General features: G+C 41.8%; 16 protein-coding genes and 1 tRNA gene. 13 read left to right on the top strand and 4 right to left on the bottom strand.

Going from position 1 to position 17,855, the window contains the following annotated elements:
* Positions 1-9: 9 nt before the first annotated feature.
* The 8 genes from A0128_RS02015 (at position 10) to A0128_RS02055 (ending at position 9,484) form a co-directional block, all read left to right on the top strand.
* Positions 10-900, top strand: coding sequence for an OmpA family protein (locus tag A0128_RS02015; protein WP_069606002.1), 891 nt, complete (start codon positions 10-12; stop codon positions 898-900).
* Positions 901-970: 70 nt separating this feature from the next.
* A complete protein-coding gene (locus tag A0128_RS02020) occupies positions 971-1,912 on the top strand; it encodes an aldo/keto reductase (RefSeq protein ID WP_069606003.1) in 942 nt (313 codons plus the stop codon).
* 548 nt (positions 1,913-2,460) lie between these two features.
* Entirely contained in the window at positions 2,461-4,455 is a 1,995-nt protein-coding gene (locus A0128_RS02030) for a methyl-accepting chemotaxis protein (protein WP_069606005.1), read from the top strand.
* Positions 4,456-4,590: 135 nt separating this feature from the next.
* Positions 4,591-5,442 carry an alpha/beta fold hydrolase gene (locus A0128_RS02035; RefSeq protein WP_069606006.1) on the top strand — a complete coding sequence of 284 codons (852 nt, stop codon included), beginning with the start codon at positions 4,591-4,593 and terminating at the stop codon, positions 5,440-5,442.
* A 142-nt stretch (positions 5,443-5,584) separates the two neighbouring features.
* Positions 5,585-6,382, top strand: coding sequence for a histone deacetylase (locus A0128_RS02040; RefSeq protein ID WP_069606007.1), 798 nt, complete (start codon positions 5,585-5,587; stop codon positions 6,380-6,382).
* Between the two features lie 327 nt (positions 6,383-6,709).
* Positions 6,710-7,054: a PilZ domain-containing protein gene (locus A0128_RS02045; RefSeq protein WP_069609046.1), complete on the top strand. Its 345-nt coding sequence runs from the start codon at positions 6,710-6,712 to the stop codon at positions 7,052-7,054.
* A gap of 465 nt (positions 7,055-7,519) precedes the next feature.
* Positions 7,520-8,299: a GNAT family N-acetyltransferase gene (locus A0128_RS02050; protein WP_069609047.1), complete on the top strand. Its 780-nt coding sequence runs from the start codon at positions 7,520-7,522 to the stop codon at positions 8,297-8,299.
* A gap of 93 nt (positions 8,300-8,392) precedes the next feature.
* Positions 8,393-9,484, top strand: a complete 1,092-nt coding sequence (locus A0128_RS02055; protein ID WP_069609048.1) for a hypothetical protein — start codon at positions 8,393-8,395, stop codon at positions 9,482-9,484.
* Between the two features lie 572 nt (positions 9,485-10,056).
* Here the strand turns inward: A0128_RS02055 and A0128_RS02065 are convergent.
* From A0128_RS02065 to A0128_RS22315, 4 genes are read right to left on the bottom strand one after another with little or no spacing between them, the layout of a single operon-like run.
* The gene (locus A0128_RS02065; protein WP_069606009.1) at positions 10,057-10,752 is read right to left on the bottom strand and encodes a glycosyltransferase family 2 protein; all 696 of its coding nucleotides are present in this window, start codon (positions 10,750-10,752) and stop codon (positions 10,057-10,059) included.
* Between the two features lie 2 nt (positions 10,753-10,754).
* Positions 10,755-11,546: a hypothetical protein gene (locus tag A0128_RS02070; protein ID WP_069606010.1), complete on the bottom strand. Its 792-nt coding sequence runs from the start codon at positions 11,544-11,546 to the stop codon at positions 10,755-10,757.
* A gap of 12 nt (positions 11,547-11,558) precedes the next feature.
* Positions 11,559-12,647, bottom strand: a complete 1,089-nt coding sequence (locus A0128_RS02075) for an LIC_10450 family protein (protein WP_069606011.1) — start codon at positions 12,645-12,647, stop codon at positions 11,559-11,561.
* A complete protein-coding gene (locus A0128_RS22315; protein ID WP_069606012.1) occupies positions 12,641-13,033 on the bottom strand; it encodes a hypothetical protein in 393 nt (130 codons plus the stop codon). Before A0128_RS22315 ends, A0128_RS02075 begins: the two co-directional genes overlap by 7 nt.
* 146 nt (positions 13,034-13,179) lie before the next feature.
* Here A0128_RS22315 and rpsT point away from each other — a divergent pair, with 146 nt between their 5' ends.
* The 5 genes from rpsT to A0128_RS02105 all read left to right on the top strand — a co-directional run bounded on the left by rpsT (position 13,180) and on the right by A0128_RS02105 (position 17,842).
* Complete coding sequence (gene rpsT, locus A0128_RS02085) at positions 13,180-13,452, top strand: 30S ribosomal protein S20 (protein ID WP_069606013.1); 273 nt, start codon at positions 13,180-13,182, stop codon at positions 13,450-13,452.
* Between the two features lie 16 nt (positions 13,453-13,468).
* Positions 13,469-13,541 (top strand) — tRNA-Val (locus tag A0128_RS02090).
* A 33-nt stretch (positions 13,542-13,574) separates the two neighbouring features.
* Positions 13,575-14,957 carry a phosphoglucosamine mutase gene (gene glmM / locus A0128_RS02095; protein ID WP_069606014.1) on the top strand — a complete coding sequence of 461 codons (1,383 nt, stop codon included), beginning with the start codon at positions 13,575-13,577 and terminating at the stop codon, positions 14,955-14,957.
* Between the two features lies 1 nt (position 14,958).
* Entirely contained in the window at positions 14,959-16,791 is a 1,833-nt protein-coding gene (gene glmS, locus A0128_RS02100; RefSeq protein ID WP_069606015.1) for a glutamine--fructose-6-phosphate transaminase (isomerizing), read from the top strand.
* A 4-nt stretch (positions 16,792-16,795) separates the two neighbouring features.
* Entirely contained in the window at positions 16,796-17,842 is a 1,047-nt protein-coding gene (locus tag A0128_RS02105; protein ID WP_069606016.1) for a GlmU family protein, read from the top strand.
* Positions 17,843-17,855: the final 13 nt, after the last annotated feature.

Consider the following 17,855-nt stretch of genomic DNA (forward strand, 5'->3'; position numbering starts at 1 on the left):
GTGATGAGAATGTATCAAAAAAACGGGAACTATCTTTTTGCGTGGGGATTTTGTATCGGTATCTTCTCCTTGATTTTGAATTGTCACCAGACGATCATTATTCCATCCAAGTCGCCGCGTCTTGGAGAATCTATCAAAGGAGTGAAGTCCACTTCCAGAAGTTACGTTCTCGGATATTTCGAAGGAAGTCATTCGAAAGCCGAATGTTCAGAAGGAGTCGAAAATTTTAGAATCTTTCGAAGTTTCTCCGACTTCGTGATCCATATTTTTATCGGAGGCATCTACAATACTCGAAGTGTAGAAATAGAATGTGTACGTCCAAAATTGGATTTTGCTGCGATACAAAAATCGGGTTCCATGATTTTAAAAGGAGTTCATTTTAATTCGAACTCGGATCAGCTTCTAAACGAATCGATTATCATTTTGGACGAGTTGTCAAGATATCTAAGAGCCAATTCCGATCTAAGAATTTTGATCGTTGGACATACCGATCTCAATGGAAATCAAAAAAGAAACGAGGTCCTTTCTTTGGAAAGAGCTTCCGCGACAAAGACGTTTCTGATTTCCAAAGGAATCGATTCTCCTCGTATGGAAATCAAAGGACTTGGATCCAAGAGACCGATACTCCGAAGTTTGGACGAACGCGCTTCCTCTCTCAATCGAAGAATTGAAATTCAAGTTTTGAGAGAACGTGAGGACGATAGCCTCGCGAACAAACGGATTGAAACCGAGGACGACTCGGACAAAAAGTATTCTACGAAAGTGATCTTTAGAGACGGAACTACGTTAAAAGGAAATATTACAAATCAAACGGCGAACGCTATCCAATTTGAAAGAAACGGAGAAGTTCAGGAAATTCTAAAAAGTAGAATTAGAAAAATAGAATACATCCGCCGTTAAAATCAATTCTTGATCCTTGAATTTTAGTTTTCCGATTTGAAAGTTCAATCCTTTATGAAAGGATTGAACTATGAAGCCGATTTCCCGCTCTCATTTTCTAAAACGTACGGCCGCTACGTTATTCTCCGCAGGCCTCTCCTTTCCCTTTTCTAAATTATTTTCCAAAGAAGGTTCCGATATGTTGACGAGAACGATTCAAAAGACGGGTGAAAAAATTCCGGCGATCGGTCTGGGAACCTGGCAAACAATGGATATCTCCGTTGATTCTTCGGAGCTCAAAACCCTACGAGAGGTTTGGAAAGAATTTCTAAACCAGGGTGGAACCGTTGTGGATTCTTCTCCGATGTATGGAAGATCGGAAGAGATTGTCGGGGTTTTAGCGGCGGAATTACCGGAAGAATCCAGAAAGAAAGTTTTTTATGCGACAAAGGTTTGGACCAGAGGAGAAGCAGCGGGGAAAACACAGATCGTAGATTCATTTCAAAAATTTAAAACGGACCAAATTGATCTATTCCAAATTCATAATTTAGTAGATACTCAAATTCATCTCAAAACGTTACGTTCTCTCAAAGAAAAAGGAAAGATTCGTTATATCGGTCTTACACATTACGTTTCATCCGCTTTTTCGGAAATGGAACGAATTGCAAAATCGGAAAGTATAGATTTTTTACAAATTCCTTATTCGATCGTAACTCGGGAAGCGGAGGAAAGGATTCTTCCCTTTGCGGAAGCTAACGGAATTTCCGTTTTGATCAATCGGCCTTTTGAGGAAGGAGAATTGTTTCGAAGAGTTCGTGGGAAAATTCTTCCGGACTATTTTAAAGAGTGGGATTGTGATTCGTTTGGGCAGGCTTTTTTAAAGTTCATTCTTTCCAATACCGCGGTCACTTGTGCGATTCCTGCGACCTCCAAACTCTCGCATTTGAAAGACAATATAGGGGCCGCTCATGGAAGACTTCCTACGGGAACGGATCGGGAAGAATTTAAAAAGCGACTCTTGCAAATTTTATAATTTTATAATTTGAAGAAAGAATTATGATTTTAGAATTCTGAGAATTCTTTGCTCCCCGATTTCCTTGTCATCCATTCAAGAATTTTTTCGTTCGAGAATTTGTCCCGACAAACTGATTCTTCCGAAAAATAGCTCCGGAGTGGTCGGAACTCCGGACAAAATTCTATCAAAACAAAAACCCTCATCCAATAAATTCTAAAAACATACACTCTGAGCGCGAAGGTTTTCCACTTTTCATCCAGTTTTTCGTAAACTCGTCCTCTCAAAAAGCAAAGAGGAACAAACAAAGATTCGTGGCAAAGATTTCTGTGGAGTAATTTTTCTTTCTCTTTCGTAATTATTCGAAACGAGCATATTTACGAATCCCATATTCTAGTTTAGAATCATACTCCATTCTCCTTACTTTCAAAAGGTTCGGTAAGGAAAACGATCTACTCTCGAGTTTGAATTTCATCACTTCCAAATTCAAAAGGGAAAGAAAATTCATTCTATGTTTTCAGAATTCCGAATTATAAAAAGCTGACAAAAGAACCATTTAGGGAGTTTTCATGAATCGCAGTAGTCTTAAGTTTATTCTTCTGATTTTCGGAATTTCTATTTTATTTGCTCTTACTGGAATCGTATCCGGAACCGCGTATTGGATCGGGAGAAAGAAAATCACAGAAACCCATATCAGCCAGATGAAAGGGGTGATAGCGGTTGTTGGTCTTGAATTCGATTCTTTCTTAACGACTCACGAAAATCTGGCTTGGACTTTAGCCGAAGATCCGAGAACCCTGCAGTCCCTAAAATCAGGCACGCCGATTGCTGCGGAATATTATAAAAGCATAATGGATAGATTTGCGGTTTATGAAAACGTATTTATCTGCTCCTTGGATTCCAACGCAAAAGTTATAGTGGACGGAATCGGAGGCAAGAGTATCGGTTTTAAGATCGAAGGCGCAGGAATCGAGAAAAGTTTACTCGCGACAAAAGAAGGTAAGTCTTATCTTGCGAAGGCTACAAAATCCCCGATCACCGGAAAACCAGTCGCCTTACTTTCGGTTCCGATCATGGAAGGAAATCGCGCGATCGGGCTTCTCGGTATCGCGCTCTCTTTCGATTCTATCTCCGAAAAAATTCTAAAAGAAATTAAAATCGGGGAACAAGGTTATGTTTCCGCGATGAATCAAGACGGAATCGTCATCGCACATCCTAAAAAGGAACTGATCTTGAATTTGGACGTATCGAAAGAATCTTACGGTCAACAGATGTTGAATTTAAAAACCGGAGAAGTGATGGAATTTACTTTTCGCGGAGCCGATCGATTTTCCACAGTCTTTCGATTGGATCACTGGGGAATTTCAATCGTTGCGATCCAACCAAAATCGGAAGTGAGAGAAGCGTTAGTCGCTCTTTTGGTTCTAATCGTTCTTGCCGGAGTTTTCACCGCGTCGATATCGGCTTATCTTCTCTACGTTCTTCTAAAGAAACGATTGAATCCTCTTGAAAACGCGAGCGCCCTCTTTAAGGATATGGCCGAGGGAAACCTGACTTCGGACATTCAGATCGTCTACGACGACGAAATCGGTTCTATGAGCCGAGATATGAATTCGTTTATCAAAAGTTTGCGCAATTCTTTAAAAGAGATTCAAACCATTTCCTCGGAATTGGTTGTTTCCTCCGAAGAGTTGACAGCTTCTTCCGATTCTTTCGCCGCCGGCGCTCAAGCGACAGCGGCCTCCACTGAAGAAATGTCGGCAACGGTGGAAGAGTTATCTGCGGGAATGGATAACATATCATCGGGAACCGATCGACAGTATAAGAATATAGTAGAATTTCATAATAATATAAAAACCCTTTCTTCCAGCGTAAGAGAGATCGGAATGGAAATCAATCACGCCCTCCAGTTAACGCAAGGCATTTCTACGCAAGCCGTCAAAGGAGAAGAATCTCTAGGACAGATGAAGACGATGGTTCAGAACATCATCAAGTCCTCCGGAGAAATGTCAGCTATCATCGGGATTATCAATGATATTTCCGATCAGACTTCTCTTCTCGCTTTGAACGCGGCTATTGAAGCGGCGAGAGCCGGAGAAGCGGGAAAAGGTTTCGCTGTGGTCGCGGAAGAAATTTCCAAACTTTCGGAAAAAACCGCGGCGTCCATCAAATCGATCAGCGCGATGATTATGAGAAACAATCAAGAATTGGATTCCGGTGCGAGCGGCATTCAATCTTCTTCCGAAGTGATTCACGAGATCATATTGAGTACGGATATCGTTTCGAAGGCGATGCTAAAGTTGCACGGAATTACGAGTTCTCAAGAAGGAATCAACGTGCAAGTCGCGGAGAGGGCCGACAAAGTCGGGCAAGACGCTGAATTCGTAAAACGAGCGATGGATGAACAGAAACAGGCGTTTCACGAAATCACGCAGGTGATCGTGCAGATCAACGATCATACGATTTCGACCGCTTCGGGATCCGAAGAAATTTCGGCCTCCGCAAAAGGATTAGAACTATCCGCGGAAAATCTGAGAAGAATCACGGATCGTTTCACTCTCTGATTTTTGATTTTTTCGAAAACAACGGATTTTACAATCCGTTGTTTAAACTATGATAATTTTATATTTGTTCCTGCTTACTTTCGGCTTCACAAATCCGAACAATCCATTACAGTCGTTCACAAAATAGGTGTTAGCATGACTCTTCAAGAATGGAAACAAACGGGCTCTTACTATTCGTATCAGAACTGGAAGATATTTTTTAAAGAGGAAGGGAAGGGGGAACATCTTCTTCTGATTCATGGATTTCCCACGGCTTCTCTTGACTGGGAAAAAATTTGGAAACCTCTCTCAAAAAAATACAGACTGATCGCTTCGGATTTACTCGGATTCGGATTCTCTTCTAAACCTTCGATAGATTACAGTATTTTTTTACAAGCCGATATCATTGAATCATTGTTAGCTGAGAAAGGAATTCAGGAAGTAAATATTCTTGCACATGATCTGGGAGACACGGTTGCGCAGGAGTTGTTGGCAAGATTTATAGAAAGAAAAAAGTCCAAAAAGAAAGGGCTCAAGATCAAACGTATCATCCTGCTCAACGGTGGAATTTTTCCGGAATCGCATCGACCTCGTTTCATTCAAAAACTTCTACACAGTCCGATCGGATGGATTCTCTCTCGACTTATGAACCGTAAGTCTTTTCAAAAAAGTTTTTCCGCGGTCTTTGGAAAGAATACAAAACCTTCTCAAGAAGAATTGGACCAATTTTGGGATTTGGTTTTCTCCGATGGAGGAACTAAAATTGCCCATCTTCTAATTCGATATATTCAAGAGAGAAAACTTTATCGAGAACGATGGGTCGGGGCGATTCTCAACTCGCCGATTCCAATTCGAATGATCAACGGAGTCGATGATCCCGTGAGTGGCGCGCACTTGGTAGAACGTTACAGAGAATTATCTCCGAAGGCCGATATCATAGAATTGAAGGAGATTGGACATTATCCTCAAGTAGAAGCGCCAAATGCGGTATTGAAGGCGATTTTATAAATAAAACAACGCTCGTTCATTTATAAGAATGAGAATCATTCTTTCTTCTCAAAGGGATTCTCCTTGAAAAAAAGAGGTTCTAAAAGATCGTGATGGAATCAGGAAAAAGGGGATTGATTCCGAACGATCTTCTACTCTTTTCATGGCTAAATCGAGTTATAATAATCCCAGGTTTTTTGATTTTGTTTACGATGAATTCTTAGCGTCCGCTGTAGACGATCCCACTTCCACTTTTCAAGAAGGAATTCTTTTTCATTCTTTAACGAGCGAAAACATATTAGAATTATTAGATATAACCGGAATTCTTCCCGAGATTCGTAAGAAAGGATACGATAAGATTCAGCTTGAAATTTCAGGGATGGGTCAAGACTTTCAAAGACTCGTTTTGATTTCAGAAAAAGAAATTCTTCTCCACCTTCGATTGAGTATTCAAGAATATAGATTGGAGATTAACGATTACTTCTTTAAGGAAAAATATTTAATTATCAATTGGTTGCAAACACGTCATCCGAAATCGCCATCCACGGATAAACTTAGATTGTATCCGGGACAGGACGTTCCCGGTTTGGGGATCTTTCACCAGATATCCGATTTTATCGGCTTTTTGATTCTTTCGCTTCGATTGAATGGCGCGGTCATTCGTCCGGAGTATTTTCATGACGCCGTTTTGTTTTCTAAGAAATTTCACTTTCTTACTCCGGAAGCTCATGCGCTTTTTCTCGCGCTGAGAAGGGACTTTAAAAACGAATCGATTCGTGGGATTTCAACCTATCTTCATTCCGGTAAGATTCAGGATCATAAGACGGTTGTGCAGTGGAAGGCGGTGGAGATGATTCTCTTTCTGGAGAAAACTCTACATCCTTTTGTATTTAACAAAAAGTTCGATAAAAAGGTAAGTAAGATCTTGGATTCGATCAAACTCAGCATTGTAGAATCTTGATCGGAATTATTTCCCCCGAAAATTACCAAATCGGAATTTCCTGAAGTCCTTGAATAGGTCGGAACAACGGCAATTTCCGACTTCGAATGAATCCGAATTCTATTCGAAAGATTTTCAATAATCCTTTTTGCCTAATTTTAGTTTTTATTGATACTTTGTTATGGGTCTTTCCAGAAAGAATCTGAGAGCAGACCTCGAGAATTCCTCCCTTTTCCCTTTTTATAGAAGCTTTCGTTTTATAAAAAGCTTCAAAAAAAACTTGTAATTCAGTTCTGTTGATTTCAAAATCTGACTTCGTCGAATTAAGGTATGGAAGCGAGAGTCAGCATGGATCATAGAAAATTTCCTAGAGTGTTTCCGGCGGCAAACGAGGTCATCGAAGTTCAATTGATGGGCCTTAATTTTTTGGACATTCTCAGTGCAAAGGATATCAGCATCGGCGGGGTCGCTGTAGAAGTCCCTCACCTTTTCGAAGGTTGCGACTTAAATTCTCCGATTGAGATGATTCTTACACTTCCTGGTCGTAATCCCCTCAAGTTAAAGGGCAAAGTCAAACGTAAGGTTTCGGCTTCCGAAACTTCGATTTTTGGAGTCGAGTTCGGTTCTTTGGACGCAAAGGCAAAATACTTGATAGAATCTTATATTCAATCTCGCGTTCAGATGGCTTCTTAATTTCTCAAAGACGGATCGCTTCTACTAAAAATTAAAGTCGTCTTGGATTCTTCTTATAATTCTTAAGTTAAGAATTTTGTCTTTTTGTATCCAATGGATTTGTGTTTGTAAGAGCCGAATCGTTTCGGCGAATCTGCGTTCGAAATAAAAAAACACTTTGATACGTTCCTCTTCTTCCAACTTTTCTTTATCTTCACTTATCTTTTTAGAATCCGCTCAAGGCTCAGCTCAAAGCAAAATCGACTCTTATTCTTAAATTTTGTTTGAAATCATTTGCAAACGTGAAAGATAAGATCTTCCGGAAATCTCTATTTTCTTTTCTTTTTATAAGAATTCTTTAAATATGTTTAAAAATCGAATTCACCCTTTTTCCGCTTTTGAGTCATCGGAATTTATTTCCTCTGTAATTTGTACGTAACGAGAACGAATATGATAGGGGACAATCTAAGACCGAAGGATGCTTCTATGGGAACTGGTTTCGTAGATAACAAAATCAAGACAGAACGAAAATTGGAAGTTCGCATCGCCGAAAACCAATTGGAGATTGAGAGAACCTTAGCGCTTCGTTATGAAGTTTTTAACCTCGAATTGGGGGAAGGACTTCCGCAATCGGCGGCCACACGCAAAGACAGAGACGAGTATGATCTCTTCTGCGATCATCTGATCGTTGTGGATAAAAATCGCGACGATAAGATCGTCGGAACCTATCGAATTCTTCGGAGAAGCGTTGCTAAGAAGAATATAGGTTTTTATTCCGATAACGAATTTGATATCACCAAAATTTATGAGCTCGATGCGGAAACGGCTGAGATCGGAAGAAGCTGTGTTCATCCCGACTACAGAGACGGCTCCGTAATTTCTATGCTCTGGGCTGGTTTAGGAATGTTTATGAAGAAGAACGATGTGCGTTATCTTTTTGGATGCGGCTCGATTCACCAAACCGACGCTCAGTCCGCAAATGAGGCTTACGCTTATTTAAAAGAAAAGAACGCACTCGCCGGAAAAGAATTCGACGTAAAACCTCTTCCGGGATTTGAAATTCCTGGTTTCGATCCGAACTACGTTGTGGAAGATATGAAGTCGGTTCAAAAAACGATTCCTGCGTTGATCAAAGGATATGTTCGAGTGGGAGCTCTCATCTGTGGAATTCCTTCTTGGGACAAGGTTTTTAAAACCATCGATTTTTTTATCCTCTTCGACGTTCGTGATATCGAATCCAAATACGGGAAACGTTTTCTCGATTAAAATCCTCTCTCAGACCATACCGGAACCCCCTTGACGGGAGTTCCGGCGTTTTATTAGTATCTTTTTAGGCGTTTGCCTAAAGATATCCTTCCGATGAAACAAAATGAAATAGATTTTCAGCATCCTAGTACACGGGATCAGATTCGATTCTATTCCTTGGTGGCAATTGCCGGAATCTTAATGGTCACAGCTTATAAGCTTGGATCACCGTCTTATTATTTGGGTTGGTTCGCATTTTTTATCAGCGCGTTTTCCGTCGCCGGAAACGATGCGGTGCAAACGGTAGGAACTTTTATAGAAAGTAAAAGGGCCGTTCACTGGATTCCAAAACTTGCGGTATTGGGCGGAACCATTGCGATCATTTTTTTGGGCGCCTGGGTTTTGAACGGTTCTCAGGTTCATTTTGGAAGATTGGAAAGTTTTCCCCAAGTCAGAGAATTCAATCTGATTCAACTTCTTGCCCCTCTTATCTTAGTCATTATCACTCGATTGAAATCTCCCATCTCGACTACCTTTTTGATCTTAGGTCTTTTTGGCGGAAGCAATATCGAAAAGATGCTGACCAAATCCTTTTTCGGTTATGGAATCGCGTTCGGAGTCGCCATTCTCGTTTGGGGAATCCTCGTCAAAGTGGATCCAAGAGAATACAAAGAAGACCACGTTCCCGATCCTCGGAGCGAAAAGCGTTGGGCTTTGTTTCAATGGGCTTCGACGATCTATCTTTGGATTGCTTGGCTTCGTCAAGACGCGGCTAATATCGTCATCTATCTTCCAAGACAACTTTCTATCTTAGAATTTGCCCTTGCGATTTCAATGCTCATCGTCGCTCTTGGAATCATTCTTTATACGAACGGCGGAACCATTCAGGAAATCGTTACTGAAAAATCGGACATTCAATGGTCTAAGGCCGCGACGATCGTGGATCTTGTTTATGGAACAATTCTGATCGTCTTTCATGAATGGAGCAAGATGCCGATGTCCACGACTTGGGTTTTTTTAGGAATGCTTGCAGGTCGCGAGATCATTCTTAACTTTATGACTTTTCGGGACTTACCCTATTTGGAGACGTTTCGCAAAGTAGGAAAGGATGTCTTGCTTGCATCGATGGGAATCGCAGTGAGCGTTTTTATTTTTATCTTAGCTTCTCAAATTTATCCCGAAACTACTTCGGGTTTCATGAAGTAGAATTCCGCAGCGACGTTACGGGCAGTAAATTAGAATTTTATAAAAATCTAACGTAATACAAATATCCAAATTGAGATTGGATGTCTCTTTCTGATTTTATTTCAATCGGACTTTAAGTCCGGTTTCAACCATTTTTCAAAAGAATCTATTTGCTGCTTCGAGAATGAAATGGATGTTTCTTTTCTTTCAACGCTTGGAGAAAAAATAGAGGCCTATCTAAAGATAGTTTTCAGCTCTTTATAAATTTGATTTAAAGATCCCAATGAAAATTCTTCTTCCGACAAATCAAACCCTTGGGAACGCCGTTTTCATTCGAGGCTCAGAGTAGGTTAAGAATTTTGCGTAAAGTCTTTGATCCAAGGATTCGATAGTAAAGGCGGGATTGTGCCGAGGAAGGTCGGAACTCCGGAAAGAAAATCGCACGATCTCATTTCCAGTTTCAAAACGGATTCTAAAATGCGAAAGTGGAACGAAAAGGGGCTTGTCTTGAACCAAAAAGGTCGGAACTCCGAGCAAAAAACTTACGGAAAATTCGCGACCTTGAAAATGAATCGAATTCTAAACTGAAATTCTCATTTAAAAAGGTTATAACGCAGAATACAATAGATCGCTCTGAAACCGTCTTTCCAACCGATCTTTTTGCCTTCCGCGTAGGTTCTTCCATAATAGGAAATTCCTACTTCAAAAATTCGAACGTCCGGAATCTTTGCGACCTTTGCGGTAATCTCCGGCTCAAACCCAAAACGATTTTCTTTGATATCGATCGACTGAATGATTTCTCTTCGGAATGCCTTGTAACAGGTTTCCATATCGGTGAGATTGATATTGGTGAACATATTGGAAAGAGTGGTGAGAACCATGTTTCCCAGACGATGCCAATAATACACGACTCTGTGAGGTCTTCCACCTAAGAATCGACTACCAAAAACGACGTCCGCCTTACCCTTGTAAATCGGATCGATCACTTCCGGAATTTCAAACGGATCGTATTCCAAGTCGGCGTCCTGAACGATCACGATATCTCCGGTTGCCGCTTTGAATCCGGTCCGAAGCGCGGCGCCCTTTCCCTGATTGACTTCATGAAAGATGATCTGATCCGCTAACTTTTTAAAAGGAGCGGTTTGCAAAAGATCTCTGGTTCCATCCTTGGAACAATCGTCAACGAGAATGATTTCCTTATTTTTGATCGGAACTTTTTTGACCGTTTCCAGAATATTGCGAATCGTATTTTTTTCGTTATAACAAGGAATGACGATGGAAACTTTCATATTTACCCCAGACCGGTGATCTCAGCCATCCGGAAATCCCGGATAATCGTTTCAGCTCTTACAATTATTTTTTCAAGAGCGATCCCGAAAACTAAATTCTGATACGATTCTGCGGCTTTCGGAAATTCTTTCTCATCGATTTTGATCGAGAGTGTTTCCGAAACGCGTTTTTTATCGATACATTCATGGATAGCAGTGTGGATCCCTTTGAGGGCGAGACAGGTTTCTTTCAAAATATTCTGCCCGTCCTTTTCCATCGCGCTCTGATTGCCATTGGCGTCCAGGAGTGCTTTCACATGTTCGTTGATCCGGTTGGAAGGCAAACCTCTTCGGCTAATCCCCATTCTTTCTAAGATCGTGATCGCGTCTTTAAACACTGAAAACTCGGGAGTACCTTTGAAAATATAAATCAACGCTGGAAGTTCGGTTTCTGCAAAGGAAAGAATCGCTCCGTAGAAATATCTGATTTCCGGTTTTGCGAGCGGGTGAAAATCGATTCTCTGGTATTTTTTGAGTCTGGCCTCTTGTTCTTCCAGGATCTTATTGATCGTGTCCCCTTTGGCGGCCTGCTTTTTGTCTTCCAGTTCTTTGTGTTTTGCTTTTAGAGTTTCTAAAAATTGGATCTCTTCCTTCAAGAACTGAGTCAAATTCCCTTTTTGCTGGAGAATCATCATCAATCTAGATTCGAAGGCTTTCAGATCGAAGGCCTTCGGATTCTTTTTGGAATTTTCGGAATATTCCGTTCTGAGTTTTTCTAAAACGGCTTTGATTTCGGCGCTTTGTAAAGGTTCCATAGGAGATTGCTCCTATTCAGTATCGACCCATCTCTCCAAGGAAATAAGCAAAGAAGATATATCTTCGGAACAATACAGGAGCGCGGTTCTCGAATCCCGGAACATCTGTTGCTGGTTGTAAGAGAGTTGTTTGATATGATTGTCGTTTTTTGTATTTAGAACGTTCAAAGTGTTGAGAACCATTTTTTTCAATTTTTGAATCAGGCCCAACATCATCTCTTGCATTTCCCAGAGAGTCACCAATTTGAGTTTTTCGCTGTCCAAGGTTTTGGATTGGAGAAGTTGTTTTCTGGAAGATTCGTACTTCGCGGTGTAGTAATTGACGGATCTTGGATAAGTCGTCAGCTCTTTGTGGTAGTTTAGAATTTTGTCCAGTTTCTGAAAGAATTCTATATCAAACTCACGATTTAGATTTCCGATGATGTTCTTGTTTTCGGAAGGATCACCGGTGATTTCAAAAATTTTAGAATTTTGAAGATTGTTTAGAACGGAATGAATTCTTTCTTTGATCTTAGTAAGATCTGAAATCCTTTTTTCTATGATATTGGTTTCGCCCGGAGAAGAAGAACCAAATTCAATCTTAAGCGGAGAATCCTTCGATTCCTTGTAAGAAGACGAGGATGAAGCAGAATGTTCCATGATATTCAGATCCATTCTTCCCAAATCGAGATTCGTGTTGTCCTTTGACTTGCTATGCTCCCAAGTAGGTTCTTGAAAGATGCTCTGTTGAACCGCACCTTCGTTGATCATCGAAGATTCGTTCGGTTTTGGAATCTTGACTGAAGCTTGCTGTTGTTGTGTTTTTGCGATGATCTCTTGAAGAGTGATTTTTCCCACACCGGGACTTAAGGATTTTGTAATCTGTTTTTTCTGAATTGGAACGGAAGCGGGTTTGTGACCGTGGATCTGGGTCGCTCCCTTTGTGGGAGATTCGAGGGTGATTCTTACAAACTCAGCCCTTCTCGTGTTACGATTGAATCTGAGGGCGAATCTATTTCCTTGTTTATCAATAAATTTCTGATTGAGTTGGTCAACGGAGAGAGCGTTAGGATCCACGGAAGAAATCGAATCCACGACGATATATTCGGATCTTTTTACCATAAGAATCTGCCCTCAGAGTTTCTTAAATTCTTACCATCCAAAGATTCTTCTTGTATGAATGAATTTGCGATTGGAACGGGTTGTAAGTAAAATTCCAAATATGTATTTTGTAGAATCTCTTCCATTACCATATAGATCGAACGGGATCTATTTAGACAATACTCAAAGATTTGTAAATAAGAAGTTTCTCGAATTATAAAAGAGGCAGAAACTTTCTTTCTTTCCGTCGTCAAAAAACACCTCCCAGAATCCTCAAAATCCTGCAGAAAACGAATTCCGAGTTCCGCAAGCTCTGAAAGATCGATGTCTTCTTTTTGAAGACGGGAAAAAAAGTCAGGATCCAAAGAGATTGTAAGAAAAATCTTTCCAAACCGATTTTGTAGCATTTTTGCACCTCTCTCTAACCGGTTCTTGAGTGTTTCCGGACGGATTTGAAAAGAGGTCGGAAGTACGGAATTTTACAGGAATTCATTTGACAGAGGGGAGGGTACAGAAAACCTGGAATCACTTATTCGATAGGAAGTATTAAGCCTTGGCTAATATTAAGTCTTCAGAAAAGGACATTCGCAGAACAAAACGTAGAAATGCGGCAAATTCTCAGAATCGGTCCAGGCTCAGAACTCAAGCAAAGAAAGTTCTGAAAGCCATCAAAGATAAAGACCAGAACGCGGCTACCGCTCTATACGTAGAGTACACCTCTCTTCTGGACAAAGCTGCAAAAACAAACCTGATTCACTTCAAAAACGCAGACAGAAAGAAAAGCAGAATGGCAATACGCCTGAATGCGGTTTCTGCTACAGCATAAAAAACGGAATTATAGAGGGCGATTAGCTCAGCTGGTAGAGCGCCTGCCTTACAAGCAGGATGTCGGCAGTTCGATCCTGTCATCGCCCAAATAGTTTTCTTCCGGAAAACACCCCAACCTCTATGAATACCAAATCTCCCGTATTCAATCATCCTGACCTGATGGTTTCTGTTTCGGGGATTCGCGGGATCATTCCAACCGGCCTTTCTCCTGAAGTTATTTTTGACGCTCTTCGCGCTTTCGGCACCTGGATCGAAGGATCTAAGATCGTAATTGGAAGAGATTCTCGGCCTTCCGGTCCTTATATTGAAAATATCGCACTTGGATTGATGCAAGCAATGGGGAAGGACGTCCTACAACTGGGAATCGTTCCTACTCCGACGGTCAAGGCTGTGGTCAATCTTTCGAAAGCGGGGGGCGGGATCATGATCAGCGCCTCTCACAATCCGATCATCTGGAATGCTTTTAAGTTTATCGGTCCCGGCGGATTCTTTACGGATGCGGTGGCTCTGGAGCAGATTTTAGATACCGTTCGCAATCATTCTTACAGGCCAATTCAGTACAAACCTTCTTCTAAAATCGTTTCCGGGAAAGAATGGTGTGAAAAACACATCGAATCCGTTCTCAAACGGGTGAACGTAAACGCAATTCGTAAGAAAAAATACAAGGTTCTCGTGGACGCTGTCAATGGAGCGGGGAGTTTTCTTGTTCCCGAACTTCTGGAAAGACTTGGTTGTAAGCCGATTCTTATGCACTGTAGTCCCGACGGAACGTTCCCTCGACCTCCCGAGCCGACCCCGGAAGCGCTCAAACAAACTTCTCGAAAGATGAAATCTTCGGGAGCCGATATCGGTTTTGCTTTGGATCCCGATGCGGATCGTTTGGTTGTTCTCACGCCTAAAAAAGGTGCGATCTCGGAAGAATACACTCTTCCTTTGAGTTTTCTTTCTCTCACTCTCGGCAAGTTTCCTAAGAAAGCAAACATGGTCGTCAATCTCTCGACGAGCTTTATCAACGAATTTGTCGCCGGTACTTATGGTGTTCCCGTGACTCGTTCTAAAGTGGGAGAAGCCAACGTTGTTTCCGATATGCTTCGCCACAAATCCGTGTTTGGCGGAGAGGGAAACGGCGGAGTGATCGATCCGGAGATCGCTTCCTTTGGAAGAGATTCTCTTTCCGGAATCGCGCATATCCTAAACGTGATGGCGGCAACGGGAAAGAAGATCGATTCTCTCTTGGAAGAAATGCCCGCGATTCATATGCAGAAGACCAGCTTTAAAATCGCCGGAAAAAATCTTCAAGATATCTATTCCAAATTCAGAGGAGAGTTTTCCTCTTATTCCGAAGAGACTTTGGACGGTTTGCGTCTTGCTTCGGAAGATTCTTGGATTCATATCCGACCTTCGAACACGGAACCGATTATCCGAGTGATAGGCGAGGCTCGAACCAAAAAAGACCTCAATTCTCTGCTGGACCGTGCGGGAAGACTTATGGAGAATGCCTGATATGTGTGGAATTGTCGGTTATGCCGGTAGTAAGAATGCGGAATCAGTACTTGTCGTCGGTCTGATCTGCCTAGAATACAGAGGATACGACTCGGCCGGGATTGCGGTCTTAGATCAGGGAGACATCCTGGTCAGAAAAGCGAAAGGAAAGATTAAGGATCTCGAGGCGCACCTCAGAGAGTTTCCAGCTCCTGGAAATGTCGGAATCGGTCATACTCGTTGGGCTACTCACGGAGAACCGAACCAGATCAACGCTCACCCGCATACGGATACGAATTCTACGATCGCGGTTGTGCATAACGGAATCATCGAAAATTATTTAGAACTCAAAAACGAACTCAAAAAGAAGGGACACGTTTTTCAAAGTTTAACGGATACGGAAGTTCTTCCTCATTTGTTGGAAGAAGGCAAGAAGAGCGGCAAATCCAATAAGGATTCTTTTCTCGAACTCTTTGGCAAAATTCATGGGAAATGGGCGATTTCGACGGTTTTTGAAACGGAACCGGATCGTATTTATTTTGGACAGGATGGAGCTCCTCTTCTCATCGGTAAAGGCAAGGATGAATTCTTCTTGGCTTCCGATATTTCCCCTCTTACCAGAAACTGCGAAGAAGTTTATTACGTAAACTCGGGAGAATGGGGTTATTTTAATCAAAAGGAATTTAAACTTTTTGATTTTTTAGGAAAGGAACTTACTCCCGTTTTCAAAAAACAGGAACTGCGCTGGGAAGACCTCGATAAAGGCGGTTATCCTCATTATATGATCAAGGAGATTCACGAACAAGCGGGAATCTTTCGTAAGGTCATTCAAGAACGTATATTAGATAACGGTGAAATTGTTTTTCCGGAAATCAAACTCAACAAAGACGTTCTTTCCAGAGTCAACCGTATCATCATCCAAGCCGCAGGAACCAGTTATTACGCGGGGATGATCGGCAAACACTATCTCGAAAATTTTGCAAAGATCCAAACCGACACAGAAGCTTCCTCCGAATTTCGTTATAGAAATCCGGTAGTGGAAGGGGATACTCTCATCATGGGAATTTCCCAGTCGGGTGAAACCGCGGACACGTTAGCTTCCATTCATGAGGCGAAAGCGAAATTTATCAAAGTGATTTCTCTTGTGAACAACGTAAATTCTACGATTGCAAGAGAATCGGATTCTTATATTAGAACCGATGCGGGACCGGAGATCGGAGTCGCGAGTACGAAAGCGTTCACCGCTCAGGTTTTGAATCTTCTTTTATTCTCCATTTACATGGCGAATTTGAAGTGGTTGATCAGCGACGAAGAAAAGAAAACTCTCATCGAAGAGATCCGTTTTCTTCCCGCGAAGATCGATCGGATTCTCGCGCAAGCAAACAAGATCGAAGAGATGTCTTCTCACTTTACTACAGCGAAGGATTTTATCTTTTTAGGAAGAACTTACAATCATCCGATTGCGATGGAAGGCGCGTTAAAGCTGAAGGAAATTTCCTATATCCACGCGTCCGGTTACGCGGGTGGAGAATTCAAACACGGGCCGATCGCATTGATCACAAACGAAGTTCCCGTGGTTTGTATCGCGACAAAATCTGAAATTTATACAAAGATGGTTTCCAATATTCAGGAAATCAAAGCGAGAAAAGGGATCATCATTTCGATCGTTACGGAAGGAGATCACGAAGCAAAGGCTCTTTCGGATTATTGTTTTGAGATTCCGGAATGTTCCGAAATTCTAAGTCCGATCTTAAACGTAATCCCTCTTCAATTGCTCGCATACTATTCCGCGATCGCAAGGGGTTGTCCTCCGGATCAACCGAGAAACTTAGCCAAGTCCGTAACCGTCGAGTAAGATTATGCCGAAGATCCAGAGAATTCTCATCGATGAAAGAGAGGTTCCTGCGGGTTTACGATCCCTTACTCGGATTCGATCTTTCTCAGAGATTCGAAACGGAATTCTGAACACGATTCAAAGAACTAAAGAATACTATTCGGATGCAAAGATCTATTACATTCATTCCAATCCCGCTTTTCAACAGGCGTTTTTGGAAAGAAATTCTAAACTCCTTCCTTACGACGGAAAGGACGTGGATTTGGTTTTGTCGCCGGAATCTTATCTTCCATGGAATCTGATCGACGGAACCGCGAAGAACATAGAATCCGATCTCGAACTCAGCAAAGAAATTCAGAAATGGATTCGAAAGATCAAAGTAAAATCGAATCACTTTCAAGTCGTCGGCAAATCTAAACATCTGCACATTCATCCTTCAGCGACGATTTATCCCGGAGTTGTTTTTGATACTACATCGGGACCGATCCTGATCGATAAGGACGCCAAGATCACTTCTTTCTCATTCATAGAAGGTCCGGCTTACATCGGACCCAATTCTCAGATTGATAACGCGAGAATTACCGGAGCGACGAGCATCGGAGCCACTTGTAGAATCGGAGGCGAAGTAGGTACTTCTCTCATAGGCGATTTTACAAATAAACATCACGAAGGATTCTTAGGACATTCCGTTTTAGGAAGTTGGGTAAACATCGGCGCTCTTGCGACCACTTCCGATTTGAAGAACAACTATGGGGTTGTCAAAATTCGGGAAGAGGACGACGAATGTATCACCGGTTCGATCAAGTTCGGATCGGTGATCGCAGACTATTCTAAGATTGCGATCGGAGTGATGTTGAACACGGGAACCGTCGTGGATTTCGGATCGAACGTCGTCACCTCACGAGTGAGCGGGTATGTTTCTCCGTTTACTTGGGCCGAATCGGGACAACCTTATATTCTCGATTTATTCTTGAGAGACGCTCGAAAAATCATGGCGAGAAGAAATCGGGAACTCACGTTATCCGAAACGGAACTCATCCGTATCCTATACGAATCTAAAGTAAAAAAATAAAAATCCGGAGGGT

Origin of the sequence: Leptospira tipperaryensis, assembly GCF_001729245.1 — a bacterium.
Taxonomy (GTDB): Bacteria; Spirochaetota; Leptospiria; order Leptospirales; family Leptospiraceae; genus Leptospira; species Leptospira tipperaryensis.

Excerpts from the sequence above, each read along its gene's own strand:
- A0128_RS02040 (WP_069606007.1), top strand. The coding sequence starts at position 5,585 with ATGGCTAAATCGAGTTATAATAATCCCAGGTTTTTTGATTTTGTTTAC.
- A0128_RS02020 (WP_069606003.1), top strand. The coding sequence starts at position 971 with ATGAAGCCGATTTCCCGCTCTCATTTTCTAAAACGTACGGCCGCTACG.
- A0128_RS02065 (WP_069606009.1), bottom strand. The coding sequence starts at position 10,752 with ATGAAAGTTTCCATCGTCATTCCTTGTTATAACGAAAAAAATACGATT.
- A0128_RS02045 (WP_069609046.1), top strand. The coding sequence starts at position 6,710 with ATGGATCATAGAAAATTTCCTAGAGTGTTTCCGGCGGCAAACGAGGTC.
- glmM (WP_069606014.1), top strand. The coding sequence starts at position 13,575 with ATGAATACCAAATCTCCCGTATTCAATCATCCTGACCTGATGGTTTCT.
- A0128_RS02035 (WP_069606006.1), top strand. The coding sequence starts at position 4,591 with ATGACTCTTCAAGAATGGAAACAAACGGGCTCTTACTATTCGTATCAG.
- A0128_RS02070 (WP_069606010.1), bottom strand. The coding sequence starts at position 11,546 with ATGGAACCTTTACAAAGCGCCGAAATCAAAGCCGTTTTAGAAAAACTC.
- A0128_RS02050 (WP_069609047.1), top strand. The coding sequence starts at position 7,520 with ATGGGAACTGGTTTCGTAGATAACAAAATCAAGACAGAACGAAAATTG.
- A0128_RS02015 (WP_069606002.1), top strand. The coding sequence starts at position 10 with ATGTATCAAAAAAACGGGAACTATCTTTTTGCGTGGGGATTTTGTATC.
- A0128_RS02030 (WP_069606005.1), top strand. The coding sequence starts at position 2,461 with ATGAATCGCAGTAGTCTTAAGTTTATTCTTCTGATTTTCGGAATTTCT.
- A0128_RS02105 (WP_069606016.1), top strand. The coding sequence starts at position 16,796 with ATGCCGAAGATCCAGAGAATTCTCATCGATGAAAGAGAGGTTCCTGCG.
- A0128_RS22315 (WP_069606012.1), bottom strand. The coding sequence starts at position 13,033 with ATGCTACAAAATCGGTTTGGAAAGATTTTTCTTACAATCTCTTTGGAT.
- glmS (WP_069606015.1), top strand. The coding sequence starts at position 14,959 with ATGTGTGGAATTGTCGGTTATGCCGGTAGTAAGAATGCGGAATCAGTA.
- A0128_RS02075 (WP_069606011.1), bottom strand. The coding sequence starts at position 12,647 with ATGGTAAAAAGATCCGAATATATCGTCGTGGATTCGATTTCTTCCGTG.
- A0128_RS02055 (WP_069609048.1), top strand. The coding sequence starts at position 8,393 with ATGAAACAAAATGAAATAGATTTTCAGCATCCTAGTACACGGGATCAG.